This window comes from Roseateles sp. SL47 (genome assembly GCF_026625885.1).
Classification (GTDB): Bacteria; Pseudomonadota; Gammaproteobacteria; order Burkholderiales; family Burkholderiaceae_C; genus Roseateles.
On sequence record NZ_CP113068.1, the window covers coordinates 2,759,557 to 2,785,506 of the forward strand.

The 25,950-nt window shown below is 65.3% G+C and carries 19 protein-coding genes; 10 read left to right on the forward strand and 9 right to left on the reverse strand.

Annotated features, from left to right (window positions below; translation table 11 throughout):
- Positions 1 to 9 precede the first annotated feature (9 nt).
- From adeC to OU995_RS12105, 3 genes are read right to left on the reverse strand one after another with little or no spacing between them, the layout of a single operon-like run.
- A complete protein-coding gene (gene adeC / locus OU995_RS12095) occupies positions 10 to 1,470 on the reverse strand; it encodes an AdeC/AdeK/OprM family multidrug efflux complex outer membrane factor (protein ID WP_267835797.1) in 1,461 nt (486 codons plus the stop codon).
- Position 1,471: 1 nt separating this feature from the next.
- Positions 1,472 to 4,633 (reverse strand): efflux RND transporter permease subunit, encoded by a 3,162-nt coding sequence (locus OU995_RS12100; RefSeq protein ID WP_267835798.1) that lies wholly within the window; start codon positions 4,631 to 4,633, stop codon positions 1,472 to 1,474.
- A gap of 20 nt (positions 4,634 to 4,653) precedes the next feature.
- A complete protein-coding gene (locus OU995_RS12105) occupies positions 4,654 to 5,844 on the reverse strand; it encodes an efflux RND transporter periplasmic adaptor subunit (RefSeq protein WP_267835799.1) in 1,191 nt (396 codons plus the stop codon).
- A 245-nt stretch (positions 5,845 to 6,089) separates the two neighbouring features.
- On the opposite strand from OU995_RS12105, the gene OU995_RS12110 reads away from it, so the two are divergent.
- The 5 genes from OU995_RS12110 (at position 6,090) to OU995_RS12130 (ending at position 10,663) form a co-directional block, all read left to right on the forward strand.
- Complete coding sequence (locus tag OU995_RS12110; protein ID WP_267835800.1) at positions 6,090 to 6,554, forward strand: GNAT family N-acetyltransferase; 465 nt, start codon at positions 6,090 to 6,092, stop codon at positions 6,552 to 6,554.
- Between the two features lie 2 nt (positions 6,555 to 6,556).
- Complete coding sequence (locus tag OU995_RS12115) at positions 6,557 to 8,392, forward strand: AI-2E family transporter (protein WP_267835801.1); 1,836 nt, start codon at positions 6,557 to 6,559, stop codon at positions 8,390 to 8,392.
- 195 nt (positions 8,393 to 8,587) lie between these two features.
- Positions 8,588 to 9,196 carry a YitT family protein gene (locus OU995_RS12120; protein ID WP_267836246.1) on the forward strand — a complete coding sequence of 203 codons (609 nt, stop codon included), beginning with the start codon at positions 8,588 to 8,590 and terminating at the stop codon, positions 9,194 to 9,196.
- A gap of 241 nt (positions 9,197 to 9,437) precedes the next feature.
- Complete coding sequence (locus OU995_RS12125; RefSeq protein ID WP_267835802.1) at positions 9,438 to 10,094, forward strand: hypothetical protein; 657 nt, start codon at positions 9,438 to 9,440, stop codon at positions 10,092 to 10,094.
- A gap of 320 nt (positions 10,095 to 10,414) precedes the next feature.
- Positions 10,415 to 10,663, forward strand: coding sequence for a hypothetical protein (locus tag OU995_RS12130; RefSeq protein WP_267835803.1), 249 nt, complete (start codon positions 10,415 to 10,417; stop codon positions 10,661 to 10,663).
- A gap of 143 nt (positions 10,664 to 10,806) precedes the next feature.
- Here the strand turns inward: OU995_RS12130 and OU995_RS12135 are convergent, their stop codons facing one another.
- On the reverse strand, positions 10,807 to 10,968 hold the full coding sequence (locus tag OU995_RS12135; RefSeq protein ID WP_267835804.1) for a hypothetical protein: 162 nt from the start codon (positions 10,966 to 10,968) through the stop codon (positions 10,807 to 10,809).
- A 242-nt stretch (positions 10,969 to 11,210) separates the two neighbouring features.
- Here OU995_RS12135 and OU995_RS12140 point away from each other — a divergent pair, with 242 nt between their 5' ends.
- Together OU995_RS12140 and OU995_RS12145 are read left to right on the forward strand one after the other, a co-directional pair.
- Positions 11,211 to 12,308 (forward strand): sensor histidine kinase, encoded by a 1,098-nt coding sequence (locus OU995_RS12140; protein WP_267835805.1) that lies wholly within the window; start codon positions 11,211 to 11,213, stop codon positions 12,306 to 12,308.
- A 14-nt stretch (positions 12,309 to 12,322) separates the two neighbouring features.
- The gene (locus OU995_RS12145; protein ID WP_267835806.1) at positions 12,323 to 13,213 is read left to right on the forward strand and encodes a LytR/AlgR family response regulator transcription factor; all 891 of its coding nucleotides are present in this window, start codon (positions 12,323 to 12,325) and stop codon (positions 13,211 to 13,213) included.
- 192 nt (positions 13,214 to 13,405) lie between these two features.
- On the opposite strand, the gene OU995_RS12150 is transcribed toward OU995_RS12145, so the two are convergent.
- The 4 genes from OU995_RS12150 to kynB all read right to left on the reverse strand — a co-directional run bounded on the left by OU995_RS12150 (position 13,406) and on the right by kynB (position 18,231).
- Positions 13,406 to 15,223, reverse strand: a complete 1,818-nt coding sequence (locus tag OU995_RS12150; RefSeq protein ID WP_267835807.1) for an aminopeptidase P family protein — start codon at positions 15,221 to 15,223, stop codon at positions 13,406 to 13,408.
- A gap of 111 nt (positions 15,224 to 15,334) precedes the next feature.
- On the reverse strand, positions 15,335 to 16,216 hold the full coding sequence (kynA, locus tag OU995_RS12155) for a tryptophan 2,3-dioxygenase (RefSeq protein ID WP_267835808.1): 882 nt from the start codon (positions 16,214 to 16,216) through the stop codon (positions 15,335 to 15,337).
- Complete coding sequence (gene kynU, locus OU995_RS12160; protein ID WP_267835809.1) at positions 16,213 to 17,511, reverse strand: kynureninase; 1,299 nt, start codon at positions 17,509 to 17,511, stop codon at positions 16,213 to 16,215. The genes kynA and kynU overlap by 4 nt, the downstream gene beginning before the upstream one ends.
- Positions 17,512 to 17,601: 90 nt before the next feature.
- Entirely contained in the window at positions 17,602 to 18,231 is a 630-nt protein-coding gene (gene kynB / locus OU995_RS12165; protein ID WP_267835810.1) for an arylformamidase, read from the reverse strand.
- Positions 18,232 to 18,458: 227 nt separating this feature from the next.
- Between kynB and OU995_RS12170 the strand changes: the two genes are divergently transcribed.
- Both OU995_RS12170 and OU995_RS12175 read left to right on the forward strand, forming a co-directional pair.
- On the forward strand, positions 18,459 to 18,890 hold the full coding sequence (locus OU995_RS12170; protein WP_267835811.1) for an acyl-CoA thioesterase: 432 nt from the start codon (positions 18,459 to 18,461) through the stop codon (positions 18,888 to 18,890).
- A 118-nt stretch (positions 18,891 to 19,008) separates the two neighbouring features.
- Positions 19,009 to 20,238, forward strand: a complete 1,230-nt coding sequence (locus OU995_RS12175) for an acyl-CoA dehydrogenase (protein WP_267835812.1) — start codon at positions 19,009 to 19,011, stop codon at positions 20,236 to 20,238.
- Positions 20,239 to 20,267: 29 nt separating this feature from the next.
- Here the strand turns inward: OU995_RS12175 and OU995_RS12180 are convergent, their stop codons facing one another.
- Positions 20,268 to 22,172, reverse strand: coding sequence for a glucokinase (locus OU995_RS12180; protein ID WP_267835813.1), 1,905 nt, complete (start codon positions 22,170 to 22,172; stop codon positions 20,268 to 20,270).
- Positions 22,173 to 22,904: 732 nt separating this feature from the next.
- Here OU995_RS12180 and OU995_RS12185 point away from each other — a divergent pair.
- A complete protein-coding gene (locus OU995_RS12185) occupies positions 22,905 to 25,703 on the forward strand; it encodes a TonB-dependent receptor (protein ID WP_267835814.1) in 2,799 nt (932 codons plus the stop codon).
- Positions 25,704 to 25,950 lie beyond the last annotated feature (247 nt).

Here is a 25,950-nt window from a genome sequence, read left to right on the forward strand (position 1 = left end):
GCTCAGGGCTCAGCCCTTCCAGCCACCACCCAGCGTCTTGTAGAGCGTGACGCTGTTGGTCAGGCGGGACAGCCGCGTGCTGATCAGGTTCTGCTGGGCGCTGTACCAGGTCCGCTGTGCGTCAAGCACATCCAGATAGCTGTCCACCCCCCGCGAGAACCGCGCGTCCGAGAGCTTCAGCGCATCGCCACTGGCGTCCACCAGTGCCTGCTGCGCCTGCAGTTGCTCCCCGAGCGATTGCCGTTGCACCAGTGCATCGGCCACCTCGCGGAAGGCGGTCTGGATGGCCTTTTCATACTGGGCCACCGCGATGTCCCGCGCGGCGACGGCGTTGTCCAGCCCGGCCTGGTTGTTGCCGCCGTCAAAGATCGGCAGGCTGATCTGCGGAAGGAAGCTCCAGGTCCCCGAGCCGCCCTTGAACAGGCCCGACAGCTCCGCGCTGCTGCTTCCTGCCGAGGCGGTCAGGCTGATGCGCGGATAAAACGCCGCACGCGCCGCGCCGATGTTGGCCATGGCCGCCTTGAGCTTATGCTCCGATTGCAGCAGGTCCGGGCGACGCAGCAGCAGGTCCGACGGCAAGCCGGCCGGCAGCTCCGGCAGCGCATTGAGGGAATCGCCCAGCGTCTGCGGCGCCAGGTCGTCCGGCACGGGGCAACCCAGCAGCAGAGCCAGGGCATTGCGGTCCTGGGCGACCTGCCCGGTGTAGCGGGCCACATCCACACGTGCGCTCTCGACGCTGGTCTGCACCTGCCGAAGCGTGAGTGCCGAAGCCGAGCCCAGGTCAAACTGCCGTTGGGTCAGGGCGAGTGTGTCGCTCTGACTGCGCAGCGTTTCCCGCGCCAGTGACAGGCGTTCCAGATCCGCCGCCCAGGTGAGGTAGGCAGTGGCCACCTCGGCCACCATGGAGATCTGCGTGCTGCGACGCGCCTCCTCGGTGGCGAGGTATTGCTCCAGCGCCTGCGTGCTGAGGTTGCGAACGCGGCCGAACAGATCCAGCTCGTAGGCACTCACGCCCAGCGTGGTGCTGTATTCGTGGCTGGTGACCGCACGGCCGGTGCTGGACAGATCCGCCGGTGTGCGTGCACCAGTCAGGCTGCCGTTGGCACTCAGCGATGGCACCGTCGCCGCGTCCTGGATGCGATATTGAGCCCGCGCCTGCACGATGTCCAACACCGCCACCCGCAGGTCACGGTTGTTGTCCAGCGAGAGGCGGACCAGCTGGCGCAGCTTGGGGTCTGCGAAGAAATCGTTCCAGTCGACCTCCGCAGCAGCCGTGGCCGATGCGGACGTGGTGGCTGAAGTCGATGCAGCGCTGGCCGAACCCGCGCCGGCAGTGTCGGGATATTGCGCCGGCACCGGAGCCGCAGGACGGTCGTAATGCGGTGCCAGGTTGACGCAGCCCGTCAGCACCAGGGCCATGGTGAGTGAGCCCAGGCTCAGCAGCGTCGGAAATGAGGTCGGACGAGACATGTCAGTGGCCTTCATTCAACAGAGGGGCGGAGGAGGTGGCGGGAGGGGTTTGCGCTTGCTTGCCCCGTGAGAACAGCTTTTGCACCACCACATAGAACAGCGGCACGAAGAAGATCGCCAGCACCGTGCCGGTGACCATGCCGCCCACCACGGCTGTGCCCAGCGCGTTTTGCGCACCGGCGCCGGCACCCTTGCTGATCATCAGCGGCAGCACACCGAGGATGAAGGCCAGCGAGGTCATCAGGATGGGACGCAGCCGCATACGGGCCGCTGCAATGGCCGCCTCCAGGGTGGACATGCCCTTGGCATGCAACTCCTTGGCGAATTCCACGATCAGGATCGCGTTCTTCGAGGCCAGACCCACGGTGGTCAACAGGCCCACCTGGAAGTAGACGTCATTCATCTTCCAGGTCAGCACCGCGCCGGCCAGGGTGCCCAGCACGCCCAGAGGCACCACCAGGATCACCGACAGGGGAATGGACCAGCTCTCATACAGCGCCGCGAGGCACAGGAAGACCACCAGGATGGAGACTGCATACAGCAGCCCGGCCTGACCACCGGCCTCACGCTCCTGGCGGGAGACACCGGTCCATTCAAAGCCGATGCCCGGAGGCAACTGCGCCGCATGGCGTTCCACCAGTTCCAGTGCCTGGCCGCTGGACATCGCGCCCGGCATGGCCATGCCCAGAATCTCCACCGACGGCACACCGTTGTAGCGTTCCAGGCGGGGCGACCCGGTGGTCCAGCTGGCGGTAGCGAATGCGTTGAACGGAACCATCGTGCCGCTGGCGTTGCGCACGAACCAGTGGTCGATGTCGCTGGGCAGCATGCGGAAGGGGGCATCCGACTGCAAGAAGACCTTCTTCACCCGGCCGCGGTCGATGAAGTCGTTCACATACACACTGCCCAGGGCTGTGGACAGCGTGTTGTTGACGTCGCTCATCGTCAGGCCGAGGGCGCCGACCTTGTGCTCATCGATATCAAGCTGGAACTGAGGGGTGTCTTCCATGCCGTTGGGGCGCACGGCGACCAGGCCCGGTTCCTTGGTGAGCGCACCCAGCATCTGGTTGCGGGCCTGCATCAGGGCCTCATGGCCCAGGTTGGCACGGTCCTGCAGCATCAGGTCGAAACCGCTGGCGTTGCCCAGTTCGGACACCGCCGGGGGCACCACCGCAAAGACGCTGGCATTGCGGATGGTCGACAGCGTCTCCATCGCGCGATTGGCCACGGCGCTGGCCTTCAGTTCCGGCCGGGTGCGAACGTCCCAGGGCTTGAGCTTGACGAAGGCGAAGCCGGCGTTCTGGCCGCTCCCTGCGAAGCTGAAACCGGCCACCGAGAAGACCGCATCCACGGCGTCCTTCTGATCTTCCAGGAAGTGATGCTCCACCTGCTTCAGCACCTCCAGCGTCTTGGCCTGTGTGGCACCTGGCGGCAAGGACACCAGCGTGAACAGCGTGCCTTGGTCTTCCTCAGGCAGGAAGCCCGCAGGGATCTTGGTGAACACCACGCCCACCAGAGCCACCAGCACGGCATAACCCGCCATGTAGCGCCAGCCGCGGCCCAGCATGTGATGCACGATGCCCTGATACCGGCGGTTGCCGCGGTCGAAGGCGCGGTTGAAGGCGCCGAAGAAGCCGCGGGTCGCCAGGGCGTGGCCCTTTTCCACCGGCTTGAGCATGGTGGCGCACAGAGCCGGGGTGAGGATCATCGCCACCAGCACCGACAGGGTCATGGCGGACACGATGGTCACGGTGAACTGGCGGTAGATCACGCCGGACGAGCCGCCGAAGAAGGCCATCGGCACAAACACCGCAGCCAGCACCAGGGCCACACCCACCAGCGCACCGGTGATCTGGCCCATGGACTTGCGGGTGGCCTCCAGCGGTGACAGCCCTTCCTCGCTCATCACACGCTCGACGTTCTCCACCACCACGATCGCATCGTCCACCAGCAGGCCGATCGCCAGCACCATCGCCAGCATCGTCAGAGTGTTGAGCGAATAACCGAAGGCGGCCAGCACCCCGAAGGTGCCCATCAGCACCACCGGCACGGCAATCGTCGGGATCAGCGTGGCGCGGAAGTTCTGCAGGAACAAGTACATCACCAGGAACACCAGCACCACGGCTTCCACCAGCGTCTTGATCACTTCCTCGATGGAAATGCGGACGAAGGGTGTGGTGTCGTAGGGCTTGATGACCTTCACGCCGGGCGGGAAGAACTTGCTCAGCTCGTTGAGCTTGGCATCGATGCCCTTGACGGTGTTGAGCGCATTGGCGCCCGTGGCCAGCTTGATGGCCAGACCGGCGGCTGGTTTGCCGTTGTAGCGGGCCACGGTGGTGTAGCTTTCGCTGCCCAGTTCCACGCGGGCGACATCCCGGAGGCGAACGGCGGAGCCATCGGACTGCGTGCGCAGCAGGATCGATTCAAACTCTTCGGCGGTCTTCAGACGCGTCTGGGCGGTGATGGTCGCATTGAGCTGCTGATTGGGCACCGCAGGCAGACCGCCCAACTGGCCGGCCGACACCTGTGCGTTCTGGGCTTCCACCGCCGACTTCACATCCAGCGGCGTGAGCTTGTAGCTGTTGAGCTTGGAGGGGTCCAGCCAGATGCGCATCGCATACTGGGAGCCGAACAGGGTGGTGTCGCCCACGCCTTCCAACCGGCTGATCGGGTCCTGGACGTTGGCGGCGACATAGTCGGACAGGTCGGAGCCCGTCAGCTTGCCGTCCTCCGAGATGAAGGCCAGCACGTTCAGGAAGTTGTTGGCCGACTTGGTCACCTGCACGCCCTGCTGCTGCACTTCCTGCGGCAACAGAGGCGTGGCCAGGGCCAGCTTGTTTTGCACCTGCACCTGCGCGGTGTCCGGGTCGGTGCCAGTCTCGAAGGTCAGCGTGATGGTCACGCTGCCGGTCGATTCACTGGTGGAGGAGATGTAGGAGAGGCGGTCCAGCCCCTTCATCTTCTGCTCGATGACCTGGGTGACGGTGTCTTCCAGTGTCTTGGAGGAGGCGCCGGGATAACTGGCCGAGATGGCAATGGCCGGCGGCGCGATGGTGGGGTACTGCGCAATCGGCAGCGTCAGCACCGCCATGGTGCCGGCCAGCATCGTGATGATGGCCAGGACCCAGGCGAAGATGGGGCGGTCAATAAAAAAGCGTGCCATGAAGAGTCTCCGTCGGCGGCTCAGTGCGTGTTGCCAGAGGCGCTGGCGGCGACCGTCTTGATGGCCGCGCCGGTCGTTTCAGACTTCACCTCGACGGCCTGGCCGGGGCGGGCCTTTTGCTGGCCTTCAACGACCAGACGGTCGCCGGCCTGCAGTCCGCTGCTGACCAGCCATTGATCGCCGATGGCGCGGTCGGCCTTGAGCGTGCGCTGGGCCAGCTTGCCGCCGCCGTCCACCACATAGGCGATGGCCTTGCCCGTGCTGTCACGGGTCACGGCAGGTTGCGGCACCAGCACGGCCTGGTCGATCACACCTTCCTCGATGACCGCCTTGGCATACATGCCGGGCAGCAGATCCCCCTTGGGATTCGGGAACTCGGCGCGCAGGGTCACGGCGCTGGTGGCAGGGTCCACCGTCACTTCGGAGAACTGCAGCTTGCCCGCCAGCGGGTAGACGGTGCCATCGTCCAGCACCAGCTTCACGGCGGCGGTTCCGCCCTTGAGCTGGCCTTTCTCCAGGGAGCGCTTCAGCGCCAGCATGGCGCCGCTGGACTGCGTCACATCCACATAGATCGGATCGAGCTGCTGCACCGTGGCCATCACGGTGGCCTGGTTGGAGGTCACCAGTGCGCCCGGCGTCACGCTCGAGCGGCCGATGCGGCCACTGATCGGCGCAGTGATGCGGGTGTAGGCGAGGTTGATGCGCTGGGTCTGGAGCGTAGCGCGGGCGGCATTCACGTCCGCCTGGGCCTGCAGCAGGCTGGCGTCGGCGTCATCGGCGTCCTGCTGACTGACGGCCTTCATCACCGCCAGTTCTTTGTAGCGGCCGGCCTTGAGGCGCGCGGTGACCAGCGTCGCCTCGGCCTTGTCCAGCGAGGCCTGGGCGTTGTCCACACTGGCGCGGAAAGTTGCGGGATCGATTTGATAAAGCAGATCTCCGGCCTTGACCTGGCTGCCTTCCTTGAAGTGGCGCTCCTGCACCAGCCCGCCGACCTGCGGCCGCACTTCGGCGACCAGCGCGGCCGTCACTCGGCCGGGAAGCTCGGTGGTGAGCGCCAGACGCTGCGTCTGCACCGTGGTCACCGCCACCTGCGGAGCACCATTGCCGCCCGCGTTGGGGGGGTGCGGTGCTTCGCCGCACGCGGCCAGGGTCACGGCCGCAACGATGGACAGCAGCGCGGTAGGAAGAAGGGGATCGGATCGGGTGCGCATGACGGGGGACTCCAAAAGGACAAGAGTGCGGAGGAGAAAATGGGCGAATATCGCCCTTATGTGTACTGAACAGTTCGGTTATGGCGAGCGGATTATTGAATCGGCGCTCAGGAGGTGTCAAGATAAATAAACCGCACCGTACAGTTAAGTTGCCAAGCATGAAAAGTTGCACAGACGGTGGCAGCACCCGCTGGATTTCCCAATCCGACTTAGACTGCCGCCCGATTCATTCGCAAACCGGTCCCATGCCCGCCGCCATCACCGTCTCGCTCGAACCTGCCGCCCAGCCCGAAGTGATCGCGCTCATCGAGGCCCTGGACGCTTATCAGATCCCGTTGTACCCGATGGAAAGCCATCACGGCATCGACATGGCCGCCTTATCGGCACCGAACGTGATGTTTGCCGTGGCACGGGACGGGCAGGGGATGGCCGTCGCCTGCGGCGCCATCGTCGTGGGGCCGGAGTTCGGCGAACTCAAGCGCATGTACACGCTGCCGTCGCATCGCGGCCAGGGCATTGCCGGTGCGCTGCTGGCGCGGCTCGAAGCCGAGGCCCATGCGCGTGGCGTGCGTTCCTTCACGCTGGAGACCGGTTATCTCCAGACCGATGCCATCGGCCTGTATGAGCGTCTGGGCTATCGTCGCTGCGGACCGTTCGGCGAGTACGTCGACGACCCCAACAGTGTTTTCATGAGCAAGATCGTCAACTGAGCATGCACGCCCCTTCCACCGCAAATGCCCCCACACCGCTGGCGGTCAAGCTTCTTGTCGGCCTCGGTGTTCTGGCCGTGCTGTATCTCGGCCGCGAGGTGCTGGAGCCGATCACGCTGGCGGCCATGCTCAGCTTCCTGATGGCGCCGGTGGTGCGCAAGCTGCGCAGCCTGGGCCTGAATCAGACCACCGCCGCCATCGGCACGCTGACGCTGGCCGGCCTGGTGGTGGCCGGCATTGCGATGGTGCTGTTGATGCAGCTCGGTGCCTTGTCTCGCGAGCTGCCAGCCTATGAGGAAAACGTCCGGGCCAAGGTGACGCGGCTGCGCATGATGACGCTGGACCAGCTCCAGCAGGCCCAGGGACGCGCCGGCCGGATGATTGGCGACCTGGCGGTACCCGGCGACACCAGCCCGCGCGCCATCGACGACGATCCGACGGCTCCCACCGCCCGCACCACGGACGGCAAGGCCGAAAACAGCGCCATGCTGGTGCGCCAGTTCCTGTCGGCGGTCTGGGGCCCGGTCGGGGTGGTGGGCATTGTGGTGCTGGTGCTGATCTTTGCGTTGCTGGAGCAGGATGCGCTGCGAGATCGGCTCATCCGGCTGGTCGGTGGTCATGACGTGCGCACCGCCACAGCGGCGTTCAACGACGCCGGCCAGCGTCTGTCGCGTTATTTCGTCTCGCAATTCCTGGTGAATGTGGGCGTGGGCCTGGTGATCGGCGTGCTGCTGTTTGTCACCGGGGTGCCGCACGCCACCATTTGGGCGGTACTGGCCGGTTTGCTGCGCTTCATCCCGTATGTCGGTTTCCCCGCCGCTGCGGTGTGCGCCGGGGTGATGTCCGCTGCCATGGCGCCCGGCTGGGATCTGATGGTGTCTACGCTGCTGATCTTCCTGGCGGTGGAAGTGGTGGTGGCCCATGTGATTGAGCCGCAGCTGTACGGCCATGCCACGGGCCTGTCGCCGTTCTCGGTGGTGGTTTCTGCCATCTTCTGGAGCGCGTTGTGGGGCCCGGTGGGGCTGTTGTTGTCCACACCATTGACCTTGTGCCTGGTGGTGGCTGGCCGGCATGTGCCGGCGCTGGCCTTCCTGGATGTGCTGCTGGGCGATGCACCCGCGCTGGACCTTTCCCAGCGCTTCTACCAGCGCAGCCTCAGCGGGGATTCGGTGGAGATCCTGGCCGACGCACGCACCTATCTGAAGCGCCGCACGCTGGCCCGGTATTGCGACCGGGTGGTGGTGCCGGCCGTGGATCTGGCCCGGCGCGACATGGAGCAGAACCTGATCACACCGGACCAGCTACGCGCTGCACAGGAGGTCATGCTGGAGGTCTTTGCGGCCCTCACGCACACGCCGCTGCCGCGTCGGCGCAAGTCGGGCGTGCTGGACGGCGCCGACCTGGGCCTGCGCATGCGGCAGGAACGGCTGCACAGGGAAGGCCGTTGGCAGGGCTCCATTGACGTGCCTGCCGGCTCGGTCATGCTGTGTGTGAGCATGGGCGACCCGGGGGCTCATCTGATGGCGGAGATCCTGGTGCGCGTGCTGCGCGACAGCGGCTTCGATGCTCGCCATATCATCGCCGAAGAACTGACCGGGCCGCCGGACGACGCCAAGCTGGAAGCGATCGGCACGGTGTTTGTGGTGGGAGCGGCGGTGGAGGAGCAGGACCTGGCAGAGGTGCGACTGCTGAATGACTTCCTGGTGGAACTGCCTTCGGCCACCGTCGTGATGATGATGCTGGCCGGCCAGGTCACCCGCGACCCGATTGCCAACGACCGGACCCACCACACCGCCTATTCCTTCGAGGAAGTGCTGGCGCTGATGCCCAAGACATAAGGCGGCCGGGCAGCAAACCTGCAGCATCTGCGCAGGATGCCCGCCGATCCGGACGATGAGAGGCGGATATCGATCCGTCTCAGGGTTCTCCCGAGGGATACTCCTGGGCACGTTTTCTGCTTCGTCTACGGGATGAGTGACCTACCCCTGCACCCCCCCGTCGATGCCTCCGCCACCACCCCGGCGAAGGTGACGATGGAAGACCTGACCATCCGCTCCCACACCTTGTTTGAGGATGCTCAGGCGATTTTCACTGGCACGCTGTTTGTGTCGCTGGCCCTGATCTTGTTTGCCCAGGCCGGCCTGCTGACCGGCGGGACGGCTGGTGCCGCCTTTGTGCTGCACTACGCCACCGATGTCAGCCTCGGCCGCTTGTTCTTTCTCATCAACCTGCCGTTCTATTGGTTCGCCTGGACTCGCATGGGCCGCGAATTCACCGTCAAAACCTTCATCTCCATCGCGATCCTGTCGCTGATGACCGAGTTTTCGCCACGGCTCTTCGCCATTGACCGGCTGCATCCGGCCTATGCCGCTGTGCTGGGCGGGCTCTTGCTGGGCTCGGGCTGCCTGTTCCTGGCCCGCCATCGGGCCAGCCTGGGAGGGGCGACCATCGTGTCGCTTTATCTGCAAAAAGCCAGGGGCTGGCGCGCCGGCAAGGTGCAAATGTTGATGGACTGCGTCATCGTGTTGCTGGCGCTGACCGTCATCTCCCCGGAGCGGGTGGCGTATTCGGTGTTGGCGGCTGTGGTGATGAACCTGTTCATTGCGGTGAATCACAAGCCGGGTCGGTATGCGGTGTTGTGAGGGCAGGGGGGCGGATCCGGCACCGTGAGGGGTTGACCCTTAAATCAGCGCGCTAACCCGCTGCAAAGTGCCAAATCTGTCAATCGCAAGGAAAAAAGTGGGCCTGATTCAAAAATCGCCCTAAAGTCTTCAGGGAGCAGGCCGAAAAACCGAACATGCCCTGAAAGGGTTAGGAGGCGGGGAGCAGTTCCCGCCCGGCATCCGCTGGCCGTTTCCGCGGAATCCTCGTGGAGGCATCATCATGATCTCTGCTCTCGCAACAACCGCGACCAGCTCCGCTTCCAGCGCTGCGCCGCTGCGCAGCCGCGAGCAGGAGTCGGTCAATCCTGTGGAGGCTCCCGAGGCTTCCGCTGTCGTGACCTTGTCCGCTGCTGGCGCTTCGCTGGCGGCGCGTGACGCTGCGTCCAGGTCGGTGGCGGCTTCGCCCGCATCCTCAAGCTCCGCCCAAACGGGGGGGGCAACGAGCGCGCCCTTGGCGCAATCGACTGCGGCGAACCCGGCATCCGCCTCCACCACCACCACCACCTCCTCCTCCTCCTCCGCAGCTTCTGCTTCAGCGCCCGTCTCCACGTCAGCACGAGGCGCTCGGGCAGCGGCACCGGCCACAACGGCGGCGCCTGCCGCTGCGGGCGGCGGTGGCGCTGCGGCGTCCAGCAGCTCGGGCAGCGCCAGCAGCGCCAGCAGTACAAGCAGTACAAGCGCCGATGTCTCCCTGGTGCCCAATCTGATCTATGCCCCTGCGGACAGCAATGAAGACGGTGTGATTTCGGCGGCCGAGCAAAAAGCCTATGACCTGGAACAGTTCCCCGAAGGCGTCGAGCCCAAGGCGGCACCGGTGCCCGCACGGGTGAACCAGGAACTGCGCGAGTACGTGACGGTCGCCCAAGGCGGTGACTGACGCCCTGTGCGGTTCATCCGTCCTCTGAACGGGTGACGGCGCCACGCATCGAGCCACCGCCCAAGACCACCGAACGCCTGTAGAACGTCTGCAGAACGTCTAAAGAACGCCTGCAGAACGACGACCGGGTGCCCGCCGCGTCATTGAACCCGACGCCGGACCGGCCCCTGCAGGGCGCCTGGGTGCCCGCAAGGGCCACCGCCATCGGCCTCTTCCGTCCGCCACCCCCATTGGAGGGCCCACCTCAGGTGGGTAGCTCCACGCCGCCATCCCGCGCACAGTCTCCCCATCGTGGCCATCGGGCCATGCAGGAGACGGACATGCATTTCGCTGAAGTCGATACGGGCGACTATCGCATCTACGCCGGTGCCATCGAGCGACCCCGCCAGTTTGGTTACGTCGCGGCGGTGGTGGTGATGCGGCAAGGGCGCGCGCCGGACAAGCGGGAAGCCTACCGCGACGAGAATCTGGCTGGCGGCTACGGCTGGGCGACACCGGCCGAGGCGCTGCGCTTTGCCATCAATGCTGGCAAGGAAGCGGTGATGTGCAGCATCGGGATGAGGGCCTGAGCCTTGGCCAACGGGCGTTCTTCCGGTTGCCGGCGGACGGTCTTTGTAGCGGGAACCACCCGCATGCTGGTGGACACGCGTCCCCGCTCCGCTCCTCGCGACCGACTGGGCAGCCGCCCCCGGCCACCCGCTGTGAGGGGCTCTCAGCGCGTATGCGCACCCGCAGACATCTCCCTCGCGGGTGATTCACCCAGCTCCACCGAATCCACCGAATCCACCGAACCCAACGACTCCAACGGGTCCAGCAGCGCAAGCGCCAACAGCTCAAGCAGCGCAATCAGCTCAAGCGGCCACTCCAGCCCCACCGGCTCAACCGGCTCAAGCAGCGCAGTCAGCTCAAGCGGCCCAACCGACCCAACCAGCCCCAACGTGTCCTCCCCCGCCGCAGGCCCCTCCACCGTGACGCAAGCCGTTGCACGTGCTGCCCGGCCCTTCGCTGTGCGCCTGCCGCGCTGCCCGACGCCACTCAAGCGGCCCAGACCGTCTTTCGTCGCCTGACCCGCTGCCAGCCCTTGGTGGGGCTGCCCGCCGACGCTATCGTGCGGGCATGTCTTCTCCGCTCCAAGCGACTCCCCAGACCGGCCGTCATGCGCCGGGTCATCCCTGGCGGGGCTTCATCTCCTATCTGACGCCGCAACGTCTGCTGCTCACCCTGGCCCTGGCCACGGTGGCCGCGCTGGCGCTGGACCCGATCTTCATCATCCCCTTCCCGGTGCTGTTGGGGCGCACCATGTTTGTTGGCATGCTGGCGCTGCTGGCGTTCTCCGCTGCCGGCCAATGGCCGCGACGTCTGCCCCGCTGGTGGGCCCGCTGGCTGTTCCAGGTGGTGGTGGTGGCGGCCGCCGTGCCGGTGGCCACGCTGGTGGTCTATCTGGTGGCGGTGGGGGGCGATCTGGCCAGCCTGGTCCAGTCCGAGGCCCGCAAGCTGGGCTTCATGTGGATTGCCGGCTCCGGGCTGGTGATGGGCCCCTTGCTCGCCATGGGCGCGCTGTACCGCCAGCGCGATGCCGAAGCCCGCAGTCAGGCCCTGAGCTTCGAACTGGAGCGCAGCGAACTGGAACGCCAGGCGCTGGACGCCCGGCTGCGCCTGCTGCAGGCCCAGGTGGAACCGCACTTTCTGTTCAATACGCTGGCCAATATCCGGGCCCTGGTGGAAACCGGTTCGCCGCAGGCTGCGCCGGTGCTGCGTAGCCTGATTGCTTACCTGCGGGCAGCCATGCCGCGTCTGCAGGGGGAGAGCACCACGCTGGGTGATGAGGTGGCCCTGGTGCAGGCCTATCTGGAATTGATGCACCTGCGCATGCCGGACCGGCTGAGCTATGTGGTGGAGCTGTCCCCCGCGCTGAACGGCCTGCGCTTTCCGCCGATGGCGCTGCTGACGCTGGTGGAGAACGCGGTGCGCCACGGCATCGACCCCAGCGAAGAGGGCGGCCGTATCGACGTCGGCGGTGAGCAGCGGGAGGGCCGGGTACACCTCTGGGTGAGCGACACCGGGGGGGGCATGCAGCAGGACATGGGCGTGGGCACCGGCCTGCGCAATCTGCGGGAGCGGCTGACGCTGTTCTACGGGCTCTCGGCCTCCCTGGAACTCACCGAAAATCACCCGCACGGCTTGCGTGCGGAAGTCAGTTTTCCGCCGCCTTGATTGGCCCCACCCCCATGCGCGCCGCCACTGCCCCCACCCCTCCGACCGCACTGATCGCTGATGATGAACCGCTGCTGCGTGACAGCCTGCAGCGCAGCCTGGCGCAGGCCTGGCCCGAACTGACGGTGGTGGCCCAGGCCCGCAATGGCCGGGAAGCGGTGGAACTCTTTGAACTGCACCGACCAGATGTGGCGTTTCTGGACGTGCATATGCCAGGGCTCAACGGCATGGACGCGGCCCGGCAGATTGCGCGTCAGGCGCAGATCGTTTTCGTGACCGCTTATCAGGACTACGCGCTGCAGGCCTTCGAGCGCGGCGCCATCGACTATCTGGTCAAGCCGATTGAAGAGAACCGCCTGGCGGATACGGTGCAGCGCTTGAAGGATCGGCTGTCGTCCGCTGCGTCCGCCGCCGCCCCGGTTGCGCTGGAGGCCGTGATCGAGGAGTTGGCGCGCCGCATGGCGCGGCCGGTGGCGGGCGGATGGGGCAGCGGCCTGCCCACGGTGCCATCCATGCCGGCAGTGCCCGCCTCCCCCGCAGCGGTGTCACCGATGGCGGGCGGGCTTGCGTCGGACACGGGGCCCTTGCAATGGATCCGGGCGTCGGTGGGGAGCACGCTGAAGCTGATTCCGGTCGATGAAATTCTCTTCCTGCGCTCGGACGAGAAATACACCCTGGTGGCCACGGCCGATGGCGAGGCGTTGATCCGCACGCCCATTCGCGAACTGATCGAACGCCTGGACCCGCAGCGGTTTGTGCAGGTGCACCGGTCGGTGGTGGTCAACTTGCATGCCATCAGCCATGTCACCCGCGGCCCGAATGAGACGGCGGATCTGCATCTGAAGGCGCGGCCGGAAGTGCTGCCGGTGAGCCGCAGCTATCTGCACCTGTTCCGGCAGATGTGAGGCGGCGCCGGTGCCTCGCAGCCCGGCGCCTCAATGCAACCGTTCAACGTAACCGTTCAACGCAACGGTGCAACGCAGCCAGCGGCTCACTGCAGCGGACCCACGCACAGCGGCTCCCTGCAGCCGCCCAACGCAGCCGCCCAACGCAGCCGCTCAACGCAGCGGCTCAGCTCAGCGGATCAGCTCAGCGGATCAACGGCTCAGCGGCTGCGTCCGCGCATTCAGCCAGGCCAGCGCGTCCCCCTGCACCAGCGGAGCCAGACGACGGCCCACCTCTTCGTGGTAGCGGTTCAGCCACACGAGCTCTTCGTCCGACAACAGCGACACCTCGATGCAGCGGGTATCGATCGGGCACAGCGTCAGCGTTTCAAACGCCAGCATCTCGCCGAACTGACCGTTCTCCGGCGTGTCGTGCTGGACATTGAGCACCAAATTCTCGATACGCACGCCCCACTGGTTGGGACGGTACAGACCCGGTTCGATCGAGGTGATCATGCCCGGCTCCATGGCCATGTTGGCGTCCGGCACCGCCTTGGAGATGCTCTGCGGACCTTCATGCACATTCATGAAATAGCCGACGCCGTGGCCGGTGCCATGGCCGTAGTCCAGGCCATGGGCCCACAGCGGTGCGCGGGCGATGGCGTCCAGCATCGGGCTCAGGGTGCCGCGCGGGAACACGGTGCGAGACAGCGCGATGGTGCCCTTGAGCACCAGCGTGTAGTCGCGCCGCTGCGCGTCCGACACGGTGCCGATGGGCCACACGCGGGTGATGTCGGTGGTGCCGCCGAGGTACTGGCCGCCGGAGTCGATCAGCAGCAGGCCGTTGCCCTTGATCTCGGCGTACAGCTCCGGCAGCGCACGGTAGTGGGGCAGGGCGCCATTGGCGTTAAAGCCGGCAATGGTGGAGAAGGACAGGCCGACAAAACCGGGCCGCTTGGCACGTTCCGCGCTCAGGTGTTCATCCACCTTCAGCTCGTCCAGCGGTTCGCCGCGCGCCAGTGCGGCTTCGAACCAGGCATAAAACGCGCACATGGCCGCGCCGTCCTGCTCCATGGCCTCGCGCACATATTGAGCCTCAGCCGCGTTTTTGCGGCTCTTGAACAGGGTGCTCGGATTGATGGCTTCCACCACGCGGGTGGGTGGGGGCAGGGCCTCGCGCAGGCCCAGCGTGACGCGACGCGGATCGATCAGCACTTGCGCGGACAACGGCACCTGGGCCAATGCCGCACGGACGTCCGCATACGGCTTCACCTGCACCCCATCGGCCGCCAGGCGTGCGCTCAAGGCCGCATCGATCTTGCCCGGTTGCACAAACAGCGTGGCGGCATCGGCGCTCAGCAGCGCATGGGCCACAAACACCGGGTTGTAGCTCACGTCTGAACCGCGCAGGTTGAACAGCCAGGCCACATCGTCCACGCTGGAAATCAGATGGTGGGTGGCACCATGACGGGCCATGGCCTCACGGACCTGGGCCAGTTTGTCCGCACGGCTCACGGTGGCCTGGGGGGGCGCATGTTCATACACCGGCGCTTCCGGCAGACCGGGGCGGTTCTCCCAGGTCTGCTCCAGCAGATCCAGATCAGTATTGATGCGAACCTGACGCGGGGTGAGCGCATTGCGCAGCATCTGCGCCACCGCCAGCCCCAGCACCTGGCCATCCACCACCAGGGTCTGACCCGGCTGCAGCTTTTCGGCGAGCCAGCCGATGTGGTGCGTGGCCGCGCCGGTGGGGATCTTGAACAGCGAGATGCCGCTGCCATCGAGTTCACGCTCGGCCTGGGTCCAGTAGCGGCTGTCCGCAAACAGCACGGCTTCGTCCCGGGTCACCACCAGGGTGCCCATCGAGCCGGTAAAGCCGGACAGCCATTCGCGGCCCTGCCAGCGCTCCGGCAGGTATTCCGACAGATGCGGGTCGGCGGAGGGCACCAGGATGGCGTGGGCATCGGCATCGCGCAAAGCGTCCCGCAGGCGGGAGATGCGCAGCTTGATCTGGGAAATGCGGGAATCCATGGGCGGGCCTCGTGAGCTGCAACAACGTGGCCCGATTGTAGAAGCGGACCCCGCCCCATGCGGGTTGGCATGGTCGTCCGCGGGCGTTGGGCCGGCGGACTTCACGTCTGTTCACAATTCCGTACGCAGCGCCCACAGTTCGGGAAACAGCACCACATCCAGCATCTTGCGCAGATAGCTCACGCCACCGGTGCCGCCGGTGCCGCGCTTGAAGCCGATCACCCGCTCCACGGTGGTGACGTGGCGGAAGCGCCAGAGCCGGAAGGCGTCTTCCAGATCCACCAGCTCCTCTCCCATCTGGTAGAGATCCCAATACTGCTTAGGGTCGCGGTAGACCTGCAGCCAGGCCGCCTTGACGCCGTCGTCGGCCGCATACGGTTGGGTCCAGTCCCGGGTGAGGTGGGTGGAGGGCACCTCAATGCCGCGGCGTTGCATCAGCTGCAGGGTTTCGTCATACAGGGAAGGCGCCTCGTAAGCCGCCTGCACCTCGGCCAGCAGGGCAGGGCGATGCGCATGCGGCTTGAGCATGGCGGCATTCTTGTTGCCCAGCATGAATTCGATGCGGCGGTATTGCGCGCTCTGGAAACCGCTGCTGTTGGAGAGATACGGCCGGATGGCGGAGTACTCGGGCGGCGTCATGGTGCCCAGCACATCCCAGGCATGCACCAATTGCTCCATGATGCGGGACACCCGTGCCAGCATCTTGAAGGCTTCGGGCAACTGGTCGGCCGCCACCTGCGTCACGGCGCCCTGCAACTCATGCAGCATCAGCTTCATCCACAGCTCCGAGGTCTGGTGCTGGATGATGAAGAGCATCTCGTTGTGGTCGGGCGAGAGCGGATGCTGGGCCGTCAGCACCTGGTCCAGGTGCAGATAGTCTCCATAGCTCATGTCGCGGGAGAAATCGAGCTGCGCGCCTTCTTCCTGCACGATGCGTTCGGTGGCGCCGGCCGGGGTGGGGGCACCGTTCTGGGCGTGGTGGGGGCAAGTCATGTCACGGCCGCCTTCTGGTTGAAACGGGCTTCGCGCCATTCTTCGCGGGTCAGGACCTGATGCAGATGCTCAACGGCATCGAAGACATCGGCAAAACCCACATACAGGGGCGTGAAGCCAAAGCGCAGGATGTGCGGCACCTGGTCCAGGCGCGACGCATCCCCGGCACGGTAGTCACCGATCACGCCGCGTTCGATCAAGGCCTGCACCACGGCATAACTGGCGTGTTCCAGCGGCGGCTTCAGCGCCAGGCAGACCTGGCTGCCGCGCCGCTCGGCTTCACGCGGCGACACCACCGTCACCCCCAGCGCGCCGCAGCGGTCCTCGGCCAGCCGGGCAAACAGCTCGGTCAGCGCCAGGGACTTGACTCGCAGCGCCGCCATGCCGCCCAGCGGCTCGGCGGCCAGCAGCGTGTCCACGCCGCATTCCAGAGCCGCCATCGACAGCACCGGAGGGGTGCCGCAGATGTAGCGGCGGATGCCCGGGGCGGGGCGGTAGTCGGGGGTGAATTCAAACGGCGAGGCATGACCCATCCAGCCGGACAGGGGCTGCCAGAAACGGTCGGCATGGCGCGGATGGGCCCAGACAAACGCCGGAGCCCCCGGGCCACCGTTGAGGTATTTGTAGCCGCAACCGATGGCGAAGTCCGCATGGGCGCCGGTCAGGTCCACCGGCACGGCACCGGCCGAGTGGGCCAGGTCCCAGATGGTCAACGCACCGGCTTCATGGGCCGCGTGGGTCAGGGCCGCCATGTCGTGCCAGGCGCCGGTGCGGTAGTTCACCTCGGTGATCATCAGCACGGCGAGCTCGTCATTGAGATGGGCCGCGATCTCTTCCGGGCTGTCCACCAGCACCAGCCGCATGCCGTATTGCTCGGCAATGCTCTGGCCGATGTAGAGATCGGTGGGGAAGTTGCTGCGCTCGGAGACGATGGCCGTGCGGTGTGGCGCATCCGCCTTGATCATCCGCACAGCGGCGGTGAGCACCTTGTAGAGGTTCAGCGAGGTGGAATCCGCCACCACCACTTCACCCGGCCCCGCCCCGATCAGGCGGGCAATCTTGTCGCCGATGCGTGTGGGCAGGTCGATCCAGCCGGCGGTGTTCCAGCTCTTGATCAGGTCCTGGCCCCATTCCTGGGTGAGCACCTGCTGGACACGCGCCGAAGTGGCCACGGGCATGGCGCCGAGGGAGTTGCCGTCCAGATAGATCACGCCGGGCGGCAGCAGCATCTGTTGCCGCAACGGGGCCAGTGGGTCGGCCGCATCCAGGGCCTGGCAGTCTTGTCGTGTGGTCATGGGCAATGCAGTGGAAAAACGAGGGGAGATGGCGCGGGGGGGCGCAGCTGGGTGGAGTAGCGGCGCCCCCTGCACCGTACGGTAAGGTGGCTACAGCGCTCGCAGCACCGCGCGCACCGGCGACGCGCAGGCCCCCGCCAGCTTGAGCGGCAAGGCGATCAGCTCATAGTCGCCTTCGGGCACGTCGTCCAGCACCAGGTTCTCCAGCACGCGCAGGTCCAGGCGCAGCAGTTGCTGGTGACTGTCCAGCGTCTTGCTGGAGGCCGGGTCCACCGAGGGCGTGTCCAGGCCGATCAGGCGCACACCGCGGGCCGCCAGCCATGCCACCGTCTCCGGCGCAAAGGCGCTGAAATCCGGATTCCAGGTGGTGTCGGCCTTCTTGTTGCAACGCACCAGCACACGCGCGGGCAGGTCCTGCTCGGCATGGGCCAGATGCTCGATGCGGATCAGCGGACCGCAGCCGATGGCATGGATCACCCGGCACGGGCCGAGGTAGGCGTCCAGCGCAACATCCGCCGCCGCAGGCGCACCGTTGGCATAGTGCAGCGGGGCATCCGCATGGGCGCCCACATGCGGCGACAAGGTGATGGCGCTCAGGTTCACCGGACAGTCCGGCGACAGCCGCGCCGTCCAGCGCAGGGCATACGGTTCGTCGCCGGGGAAGATCGGCGCATCCGGTGCAATCACCGGCGAGATGTCCCAAAGGGTCTTGTGGCTCATGTCGGAGGCCCGGGAGCGTGGATGCACCGGGCAACGGCGCGCACCTTATCGTGGGCGCCGGACCCGTGGTGTCGGTTAATTCCAACAAGGCGCGAGGGATTCTGCAAGTGGGGGCTTGTTGTCATTCGCCGCCCGGGGTGGGGGGCGAGCGGCTTGCCAGCCTCGTGTCAGGCAACGCAGCGGGCAGGCAGATACGCTTGGCCCCAAACGCCCAGGGAGGGAGTTCCATGCAGCCTGTCTTTGAACGTGAGACGCGGGTGCGCTTCGGCCATTGCGACCCGTCCGGCATTGTGTTTTTCCCGCGCTACTTCGACCTGCTCCAGCTGTTTGTGGAAGACTGGTTTACCGATGGATTGGGCGTCCGGTATGCATCCTTGCTGGACGAGCGGCGCATCGCCCTGCCTTCGGTGCAATTGCAGACCCGTTTTGAGCGGTCCAGCCGGCAAGGTGAAGTGCTGACGCAGCGCTTGTGGATCGAACGTGTCGGCCGGCGTTCACTGACGCTGCGGATGAGCTTTGACGGGCCGGAAGGCACTCGGGTGGCCTTTGGTCAGGTGCTGGTCTGTACCTCCATGCAGACCCACCTGTCGCAGCCGTTCCCGGAAGACGTGCGCAGTGCGCTGGTGAAAGCGGTGCAGGCGGTGCAGGGCGGATCCTGAGCAGTCCATCATCATGGAATGGGCCGGTTGGCATGGTGGCGACACGTTGGGCCGCCAGTCCGCACTACCATGCAGCATGGCGGCTGCTGCAGGCGCCGCGTCATTGAGAGAGACCACCATGAGCCTGACCCCCACCCCCTCGAATCCGGCGCAGACCCCGAAGGTGTCCAAGCCGCCCAAGGCGCACTTTCACTGGGATGACCCGCTGCTGCTGGATCAACAGCTGACCGACGACGAGCGCGCGGTGCGCGAGGCGGCCCAGGCCTATTGCCAGGACCGTCTGGCCCCGCGCGTGGTCGAGGCGTTCCGGCATGAAAAGACCGATGCCAGCATCTTCCGGGAAATGGGAGAGTTGGGCTTGCTGGGGGCGACCATCCCCGACACCTACGGCGGCGCCGGCCTGAACTACGTCTGTTATGGCCTGATCGCGCGTGAAGTGGAGCGGGTGGACAGCGGATATCGCTCCATGATGAGCGTGCAAAGCTCCCTGGTCATGGTGCCGATTCACGAATTCGGCAATGAGGCGACCCGCCAGAAATATCTGCCGAAGCTGGCCAGCGGCGAGTGGATCGGCTGCTTCGGCCTGACCGAACCCAACCATGGCTCCGACCCCGCCTCGATGGTGACGCGGGCGAAGAAGGTGGAGGGCGGCTACTCGCTGAGCGGCAGCAAGATGTGGATCACCAACAGCCCGATCGCCGATGTGTTTGTGGTGTGGGCCAAGGATGATGAAGGGCAGATCCGCGGCTTTGTCCTGGAGAAGGGCTGGAAGGGCTTGAGCGCCCCCGCCATCCACGGCAAGGTGGGCCTGCGTGCCTCCATCACCGGCGAGATCGTGATGGACGGTGTGTTCTGCCCCGAAGAGAACGCCTTCCCTGACGTGCGAGGCCTGAAGGGCCCCTTCACCTGCCTCAACAGCGCCCGCTACGGCATTGCCTGGGGCGCGCTGGGGGCGGCCGAGAACTGCTGGTTCACCGCCCGCCAATATGTGCTGGACCGTCACCAGTTCGGCAAGCCGCTGGCGGCGAACCAGCTGGTGCAGAAGAAGCTGGCGGACATGCAGACCGACATCACCCTGGGCCTGCAAGGCTGTCTGCGCTTGGGCCGCATGAAGGACGAGGGCACGGCGGCGGTGGAAATCACCTCCATCATGAAGCGCAACAGCTGCGGCAAGGCGCTGGAGATTGCCCGTGTCGCGCGTGACATGCTGGGGGGCAACGGCATCAGCGATGAATTCGGCATCGCGCGGCATCTGGTCAACCTGGAGGTGGTCAACACTTATGAGGGCACGCACGACATTCATGCGCTGATCCTCGGGCGGGCTCAGACCGGCATCGCGGCGTTCTGAGCCCGGGGACCTTCCGCCCTCCGACCCCCTTAGCGGCTATGGGCCGTGAGGGTGGCCAAGGGCGTCACCAGGCTCACCGTATGGCGCAGGCTGGGCTGCCCCTCGCGGCTGTCGCCTTCCGGGTCGTTGGGCTGGGCGGGCATGTCCATGGCCTGGTGAGCGGGGTCACGCCGCATCATCACGCCCACGGCCAGCATGTCGATCACCAGCAAGTGAAGGATGCGGCTGATCATCGGCATGTGGGTGGCCACGTCCTCCACATGGTCAACGATCAGCAATGCATCCGCCTTCTTGGCCAGCGGTGACTGGCTGGCCGTGATGGCCAGCACGGCTGCTCCGCGTTCCTTCACGGCATCGGCCACGGCCATCAGCTCCGGCACCTTGCCGCTGCCGCTGATGAGCACGGCCACATCGCCGGCACGCAGGGTCTGCGCAGCCAGCAATTGCAGGCGCGGCTCCACATAGGCATTGCAGGCCATGCCCAGGCGCAGGAACTTGAACTGCGCATCCTGGGCCACCACGCCGTAATGGCCCACGGCAAAGAACTCGATGCGGGAGGCGCCCAGCAACAGCTCGATGCTGCGGTCGATCATGTCCCGGTTGAGCTGGCTGCGGACCTGCAAAATGGCAGAGGCCGTGTTGCCCAGCACCTTCTCGCCCAGTTCCACCATGGAGTCGTCCTGGGTGACCTGGGTGTGGCTCACCGGCACCGTGCCCGTGAGGCCGGACGCCAGACGAAGCTTGAAGTCGGACAGGCCCTCGCAGCCCAGGGAGCGGCAGAAGCGGATCACCGTCGGCTGACTGACGTTGGCCGCCTTGGCGATTTCCGCAATGGGGTCGTTGAGCACCTTGCGCGAGTGGGCCAGCACATGGTCGGCCACCCGCTGCTCGGCGGGCGAGAGGTTGTCCCGCGCGCGGCGGATCTGGCCAAGGATGGCCGAGGTGCCGCTGCTGCTGCTGCTTTGCAGGCTGCGCAGCTGGGCTTCGAGAATGGCCGAGGTGCCGGTGAACGTGGCGTGTTCGGCGGTAATCACGAAGGTGGGAATCGCTTTCACATAGGGGCTGAAGCGGCCCTTGTCCTCAAACCGCTCACGAAAGCGTGATCGGTCGAAGTAATCCCCCAGGCGCGGCACGATGCCGCCACCGATGTAGACACCCCCATGCGCGCCCAGCGTCACCGCCAGGTTGGCAGCCGCCGTGCCCATCAGGGTGCAAAAGAGCTCCAGTGTTTCACCACAGACGAGGTCGGAGCCTTGCACCGCACGGGCGGTGATCTCCGGCGCGGTCAGTGGTTCCGGCGGGCGCCGCAGATAAGCCGCCATGGCGCGGTAGATCAGCTCCAGGCCGGGCCCGGACAGCAAGCGCTCGAAGGACACATGCTCGAATTCATTCCACGCAAAACGCAGCAATGCAATCTCGCGATCATCGCGTGGCGCAAAAGTGGTGTGCCCGCCTTCCGAGCCCAGCGACACCCAGCCTTCCCCTGCGGGAATCAGCCCGGACACCCCCAGCCCCGAGCCCGCACCCAGCAGGCCCATGACGCTATGCGGGCGCGCCTCGCCGCCGCCGATCTGACGAACTTCGGATGCGCGCAGACGCGGCAGGGCCATGGCCAGCGCGGTGAAATCATTCACCACCACCAGAGTTTCCAGGCCGAGGCGCTGTCGCGTCTCCTCGATGGAAAAGGCCCAGTGGTAGTTGGTCATGCGCACCTGGTCGCCATCCACCGGATTGGCAATGGCCACTGCCGCATGTGCAATTGGCACATGCGGCAACCGATCCATATAGGCGCGGACGGCGGCGTGAAAGTCCGCATGCTCGGCACAGCGCAGCGAGACGATCTGCTCGAACTCTCCGGGCGCGGTTTCCAGGGCAAAGCGGGCAAAGGTGCTGCCGATGTCGGCCATCAGCCGTGGACTGTCGAAATCACGCATGAAAAAGCAAGGACTCACCTGCGCCGACACCGGCAACAGGCCGGCGCAGCAGCCGAGGGATGGGCGATTATGGCGTGCAGCCCCAGGCGCTTCGGAAGGGTTCGCCCTAGCACAAGGCTGCCAGCCGCTGCCGTTCGGGTGCGGTGCCGCTGTAGTGACACTACACCCATCGGCGTTCGGAGCGCCATCACCCCACCGCAAAAAATCTTTTCAGATCAGTGATGTAGCGCAAGCGTTCCGCTGGTTTTCAGACCGAGTTTAATGAGGTCGAGGCACGCTCGCCGCCGAGGGAGAACGCTCTTGTTGTTGGAGTGTAGTTTTGTTACCTTGCGTGCCGGTTCGTCGGACTCATGGCGCCGCTCGGCAGCGCCACCGGGGTGTGCGCAACGCCACCCCTGCATCAGGCTCCCCAGCCTCATCGCCCCATCCGCAAAGGTGTTACCTGCACTTTCTCGGTGCAAGTCGTAGTTGAGCTACATCCCTGACTTCGTCATTTCGACCCGGTGTGCCGGTGGGTAACGTTAAATCAATCACTTACACCGATTTCAGCTCGTTGGAACCGCTGGATTTCTGTGTTTGGCGCCGTTCAAGGGTTTGCGCTGACTTGGTTGCGGATCTAGTTTTAGTACAAAATTTCCTCAAGATGTGTTGGGTTCCGTGTCTCTGCCGCGGGAAACCGTCGCTGACGGTGATCAGGCAGGGCTGGACGTAGACGATAAGAGGAGACAAGACATGACCACATCGCACGCCTCGCGCGAGCTATTCCGTATTCGCCCCATCGCCGCCGGTTGTATGGTGCTGGGCCTTTTGGCGGTGGGTGCTGCCCAGGCGCAACAAGCCCCGGCCAAGGACGGTGAAGGCAAGGTCGCTGACCGCACGCTGGATACGGTGACGGTCACCGGCATCCGCCGGGGCATTGAAGCCGCCATTTCCGTCAAGAAGAATTCCGATTCGATTGTTGAGGCGGTGTCCGCCGAAGACATTGGCAAACTGCCGGATGTCTCCATTGCCGAATCGATTGCCCGCCTGCCGGGCTTGTCGGCCCAACGTGTGGCGGGCCGCGCCCAGGTGATCAGCGTGCGGGGCCTCTCTCCGGATTTCGCCACCACCTTGCTCAATGGCCGTGAAGTGGTCAGCACCGGCGACAACCGCAGTGTTGAATTCGACCAATACCCGTCCGAACTGCTCAGTGGCGTCACCATCTACAAGACGCCGGACGCCGGCCTGGTGGGGCAGGGCTTGTCGGGCACCATCGACATGCTGACGGTGCGTCCGCTGGACTTCAGCAACCGCGTGGTGTCGCTGAATGCCCGTGGCAGCCGCAACTCGCTGGGCTCCGCCGCCAATGAAAGCGCCAACGGCAATCGCTTCAGCGCCAGCTACATCGACCAATTTGCCGACCGCACCATTGGCGTCTCCATTGGCTTTGCCCACCAGGAAACGCCGGTGCAGGAAGAGCAGGTGGGTCTGTATGAACCGTGGGAAGCCTCGTCCCGCAGCGACCTGGCCGCAGGCACCTATGTCACCGGTGGCATCAAGGCGCTGCGCCGTACCGGCCGCTCCGAACGCAATGGGGTGATGGGCACGGTCGAATTCCGCCCCACCAAGAACTGGACCAGCGTGGTGGATGGTTTCTGGACCAAGGCCAAGCAGGAAGACACCGCCAATCAATATGAAATGAGCCTGACGTGGAACGGCAATGGCACCTGTGCCCCGGCCACGCCTTGCACCACCTGGAGCAACTCCACCGTCAACAGCAACAACACGCTGACGGGTGGCACCATTGCCTACGCCTACCCGCTAATTCGCGGTATCTACAACAAGCGCGATGACAAGATCGTCGCGGGCGGCTGGAACAACAAGCTCAAGTTCGAGAACGGCGCTTCGCTGATGGCGGACCTGAACTATTCCAAGGCCACACGCGACGAGCTGAGCCTGGAGAACAACACCCAGCTGAGCCGCGCCGTGGCCGTGCCGTACGACACGGTCCAGCTGGCCTACCGGTCGGGCAGCTTCTCGCAAATCGTCCCCACGCTGAATTACTCCGACCCCACCAAGCTCTTCCTGACCAACACCATCTACGGCTCCGGTTATGGCAAGGTTCCCAGCGTCAAAGACGAGCTGACCGGCTTCAAGCTGGTGGCCAGCCTGCCGGCACCTTCGATGCTGGACGGATGGTTCTCCGACTTTGACCTCGGCCTGAACTATGCCGACCGCACGAAGAAGAAGCGCCAGCCCGAGGGCAGCACCACCCTCAAGGGCGCCGACACCGCGATCGCCAGCGACCTGCAATACAGCTCGGTCAACCTCGGCTTTGCGGGGCTGGGGTCGATCCCTGCCTGGAACGTGCCGGGTGCCATCGCCCGCTACATGGACTTCAACCCCACCGACGACCAGGCGTGGCTGGTCTACAAGGCCTGGGATGTGGAAGAAAAGACCACCACCGTCTTCCTGAAGGGCAACATCGACGCCACCACTTTCGGCTTGCCGATGCGCGGCAACCTCGGCCTGCAAGTGGTGAACGTCAAGCAGAACTCGTCGTCCTTCTACTGGGATTCGACCGATGGCACGGGCGTGCGCAAGCCGGTGTCCAGCGGCAAGACGGTCACGGATGTGTTGCCGGCATTGAACCTCGTCTGGTCGCTGGGCAATGATCAGACGCTGCGTTTTGCGCTGGCCAAGCAGATGGCCCGTCCGAAGGTGGACCAACTGCGCTCGTCGCTGGACTTCGGCGTGGACAACGCCACCGGCAAGCCTGGCGCCAGCGGCGGCAATTCCAAGCTGGACCCGTGGCGTGCGAATGCGCTGGACCTGTCCTATGAGAAGTATTTCGGCTCCAAGGCCTATGTTTCGGCCGCTGGCTACTACAAGGACCTGCGCAGCTACATCTACACGCAGTCCAACGACCAATACGACTTCTCGCAGTTCCTCCAAGGGTATGTGCCGCCGTCCACCTGCGGCGATGGCTCGCAGCAATGCCCGCCGGTGCAATCGACCGGCACCTACACCGCCCCCTACAACGGCAAGGGCGGCAAGCTGCAAGGCGTGGAGCTGACCGCGTCGCTGCCGCTGAACCTGCTGCACAGCTCGCTCAATGGCTTTGGCATCATTGCCAGCGCCAGCTTCAACCACAGCAACATCAAGGTGAAGGATCCGGAAAGCGCGAGCAGCGTCGGCAATGGATTCATCACGCTGCCGGGCCTGTCCAAGCAGGTCTACAACCTGACGGCGTATTACGAGCGTGACGGCTTTGAATTCCGGGTGAGCCAGCGCCGCCGCTCCGACTTCATCGGTGAGATCGGCAACTTCAACGGGGCTCGCACGCTGCGCTACGTGGTGGGCGAAAGCATCGTGGATGCGCAGATCGGCTATACCTTCAATGAAGGTCCGCTCAAGGGGCTGGGTCTGCTGGCCCAGGTCAACAACCTGACCGACGAAGCCTATCGCACCTATGCCGGCAGCAAGGACCGTCCCCTGGAATACATCAAGTGGGGCCGCACCTACCTGCTGGGCGCCAACTACAAGTTCTGATCGGTGCCGGGGGCCCGTGCCACGTGGCACGGGCAGCACCACCTCCAGCCTCGCGCCGAAAGGCCCGAGGCTTTTTTGCGACTGGATTCGCCCGCTTTGCTACAAGGCTTCGGCTTTGAAAGCATTTGTTCGGGAATCAGTTGATCAGGGCGGAGAGGAGGCGGATAAAGCAGCCATTGGCCCGGAAACAGAAGGACACCAGAAGTTGTCTGGCGAAGGGCATTCCTTCCTAGACTCGCGGTCCATT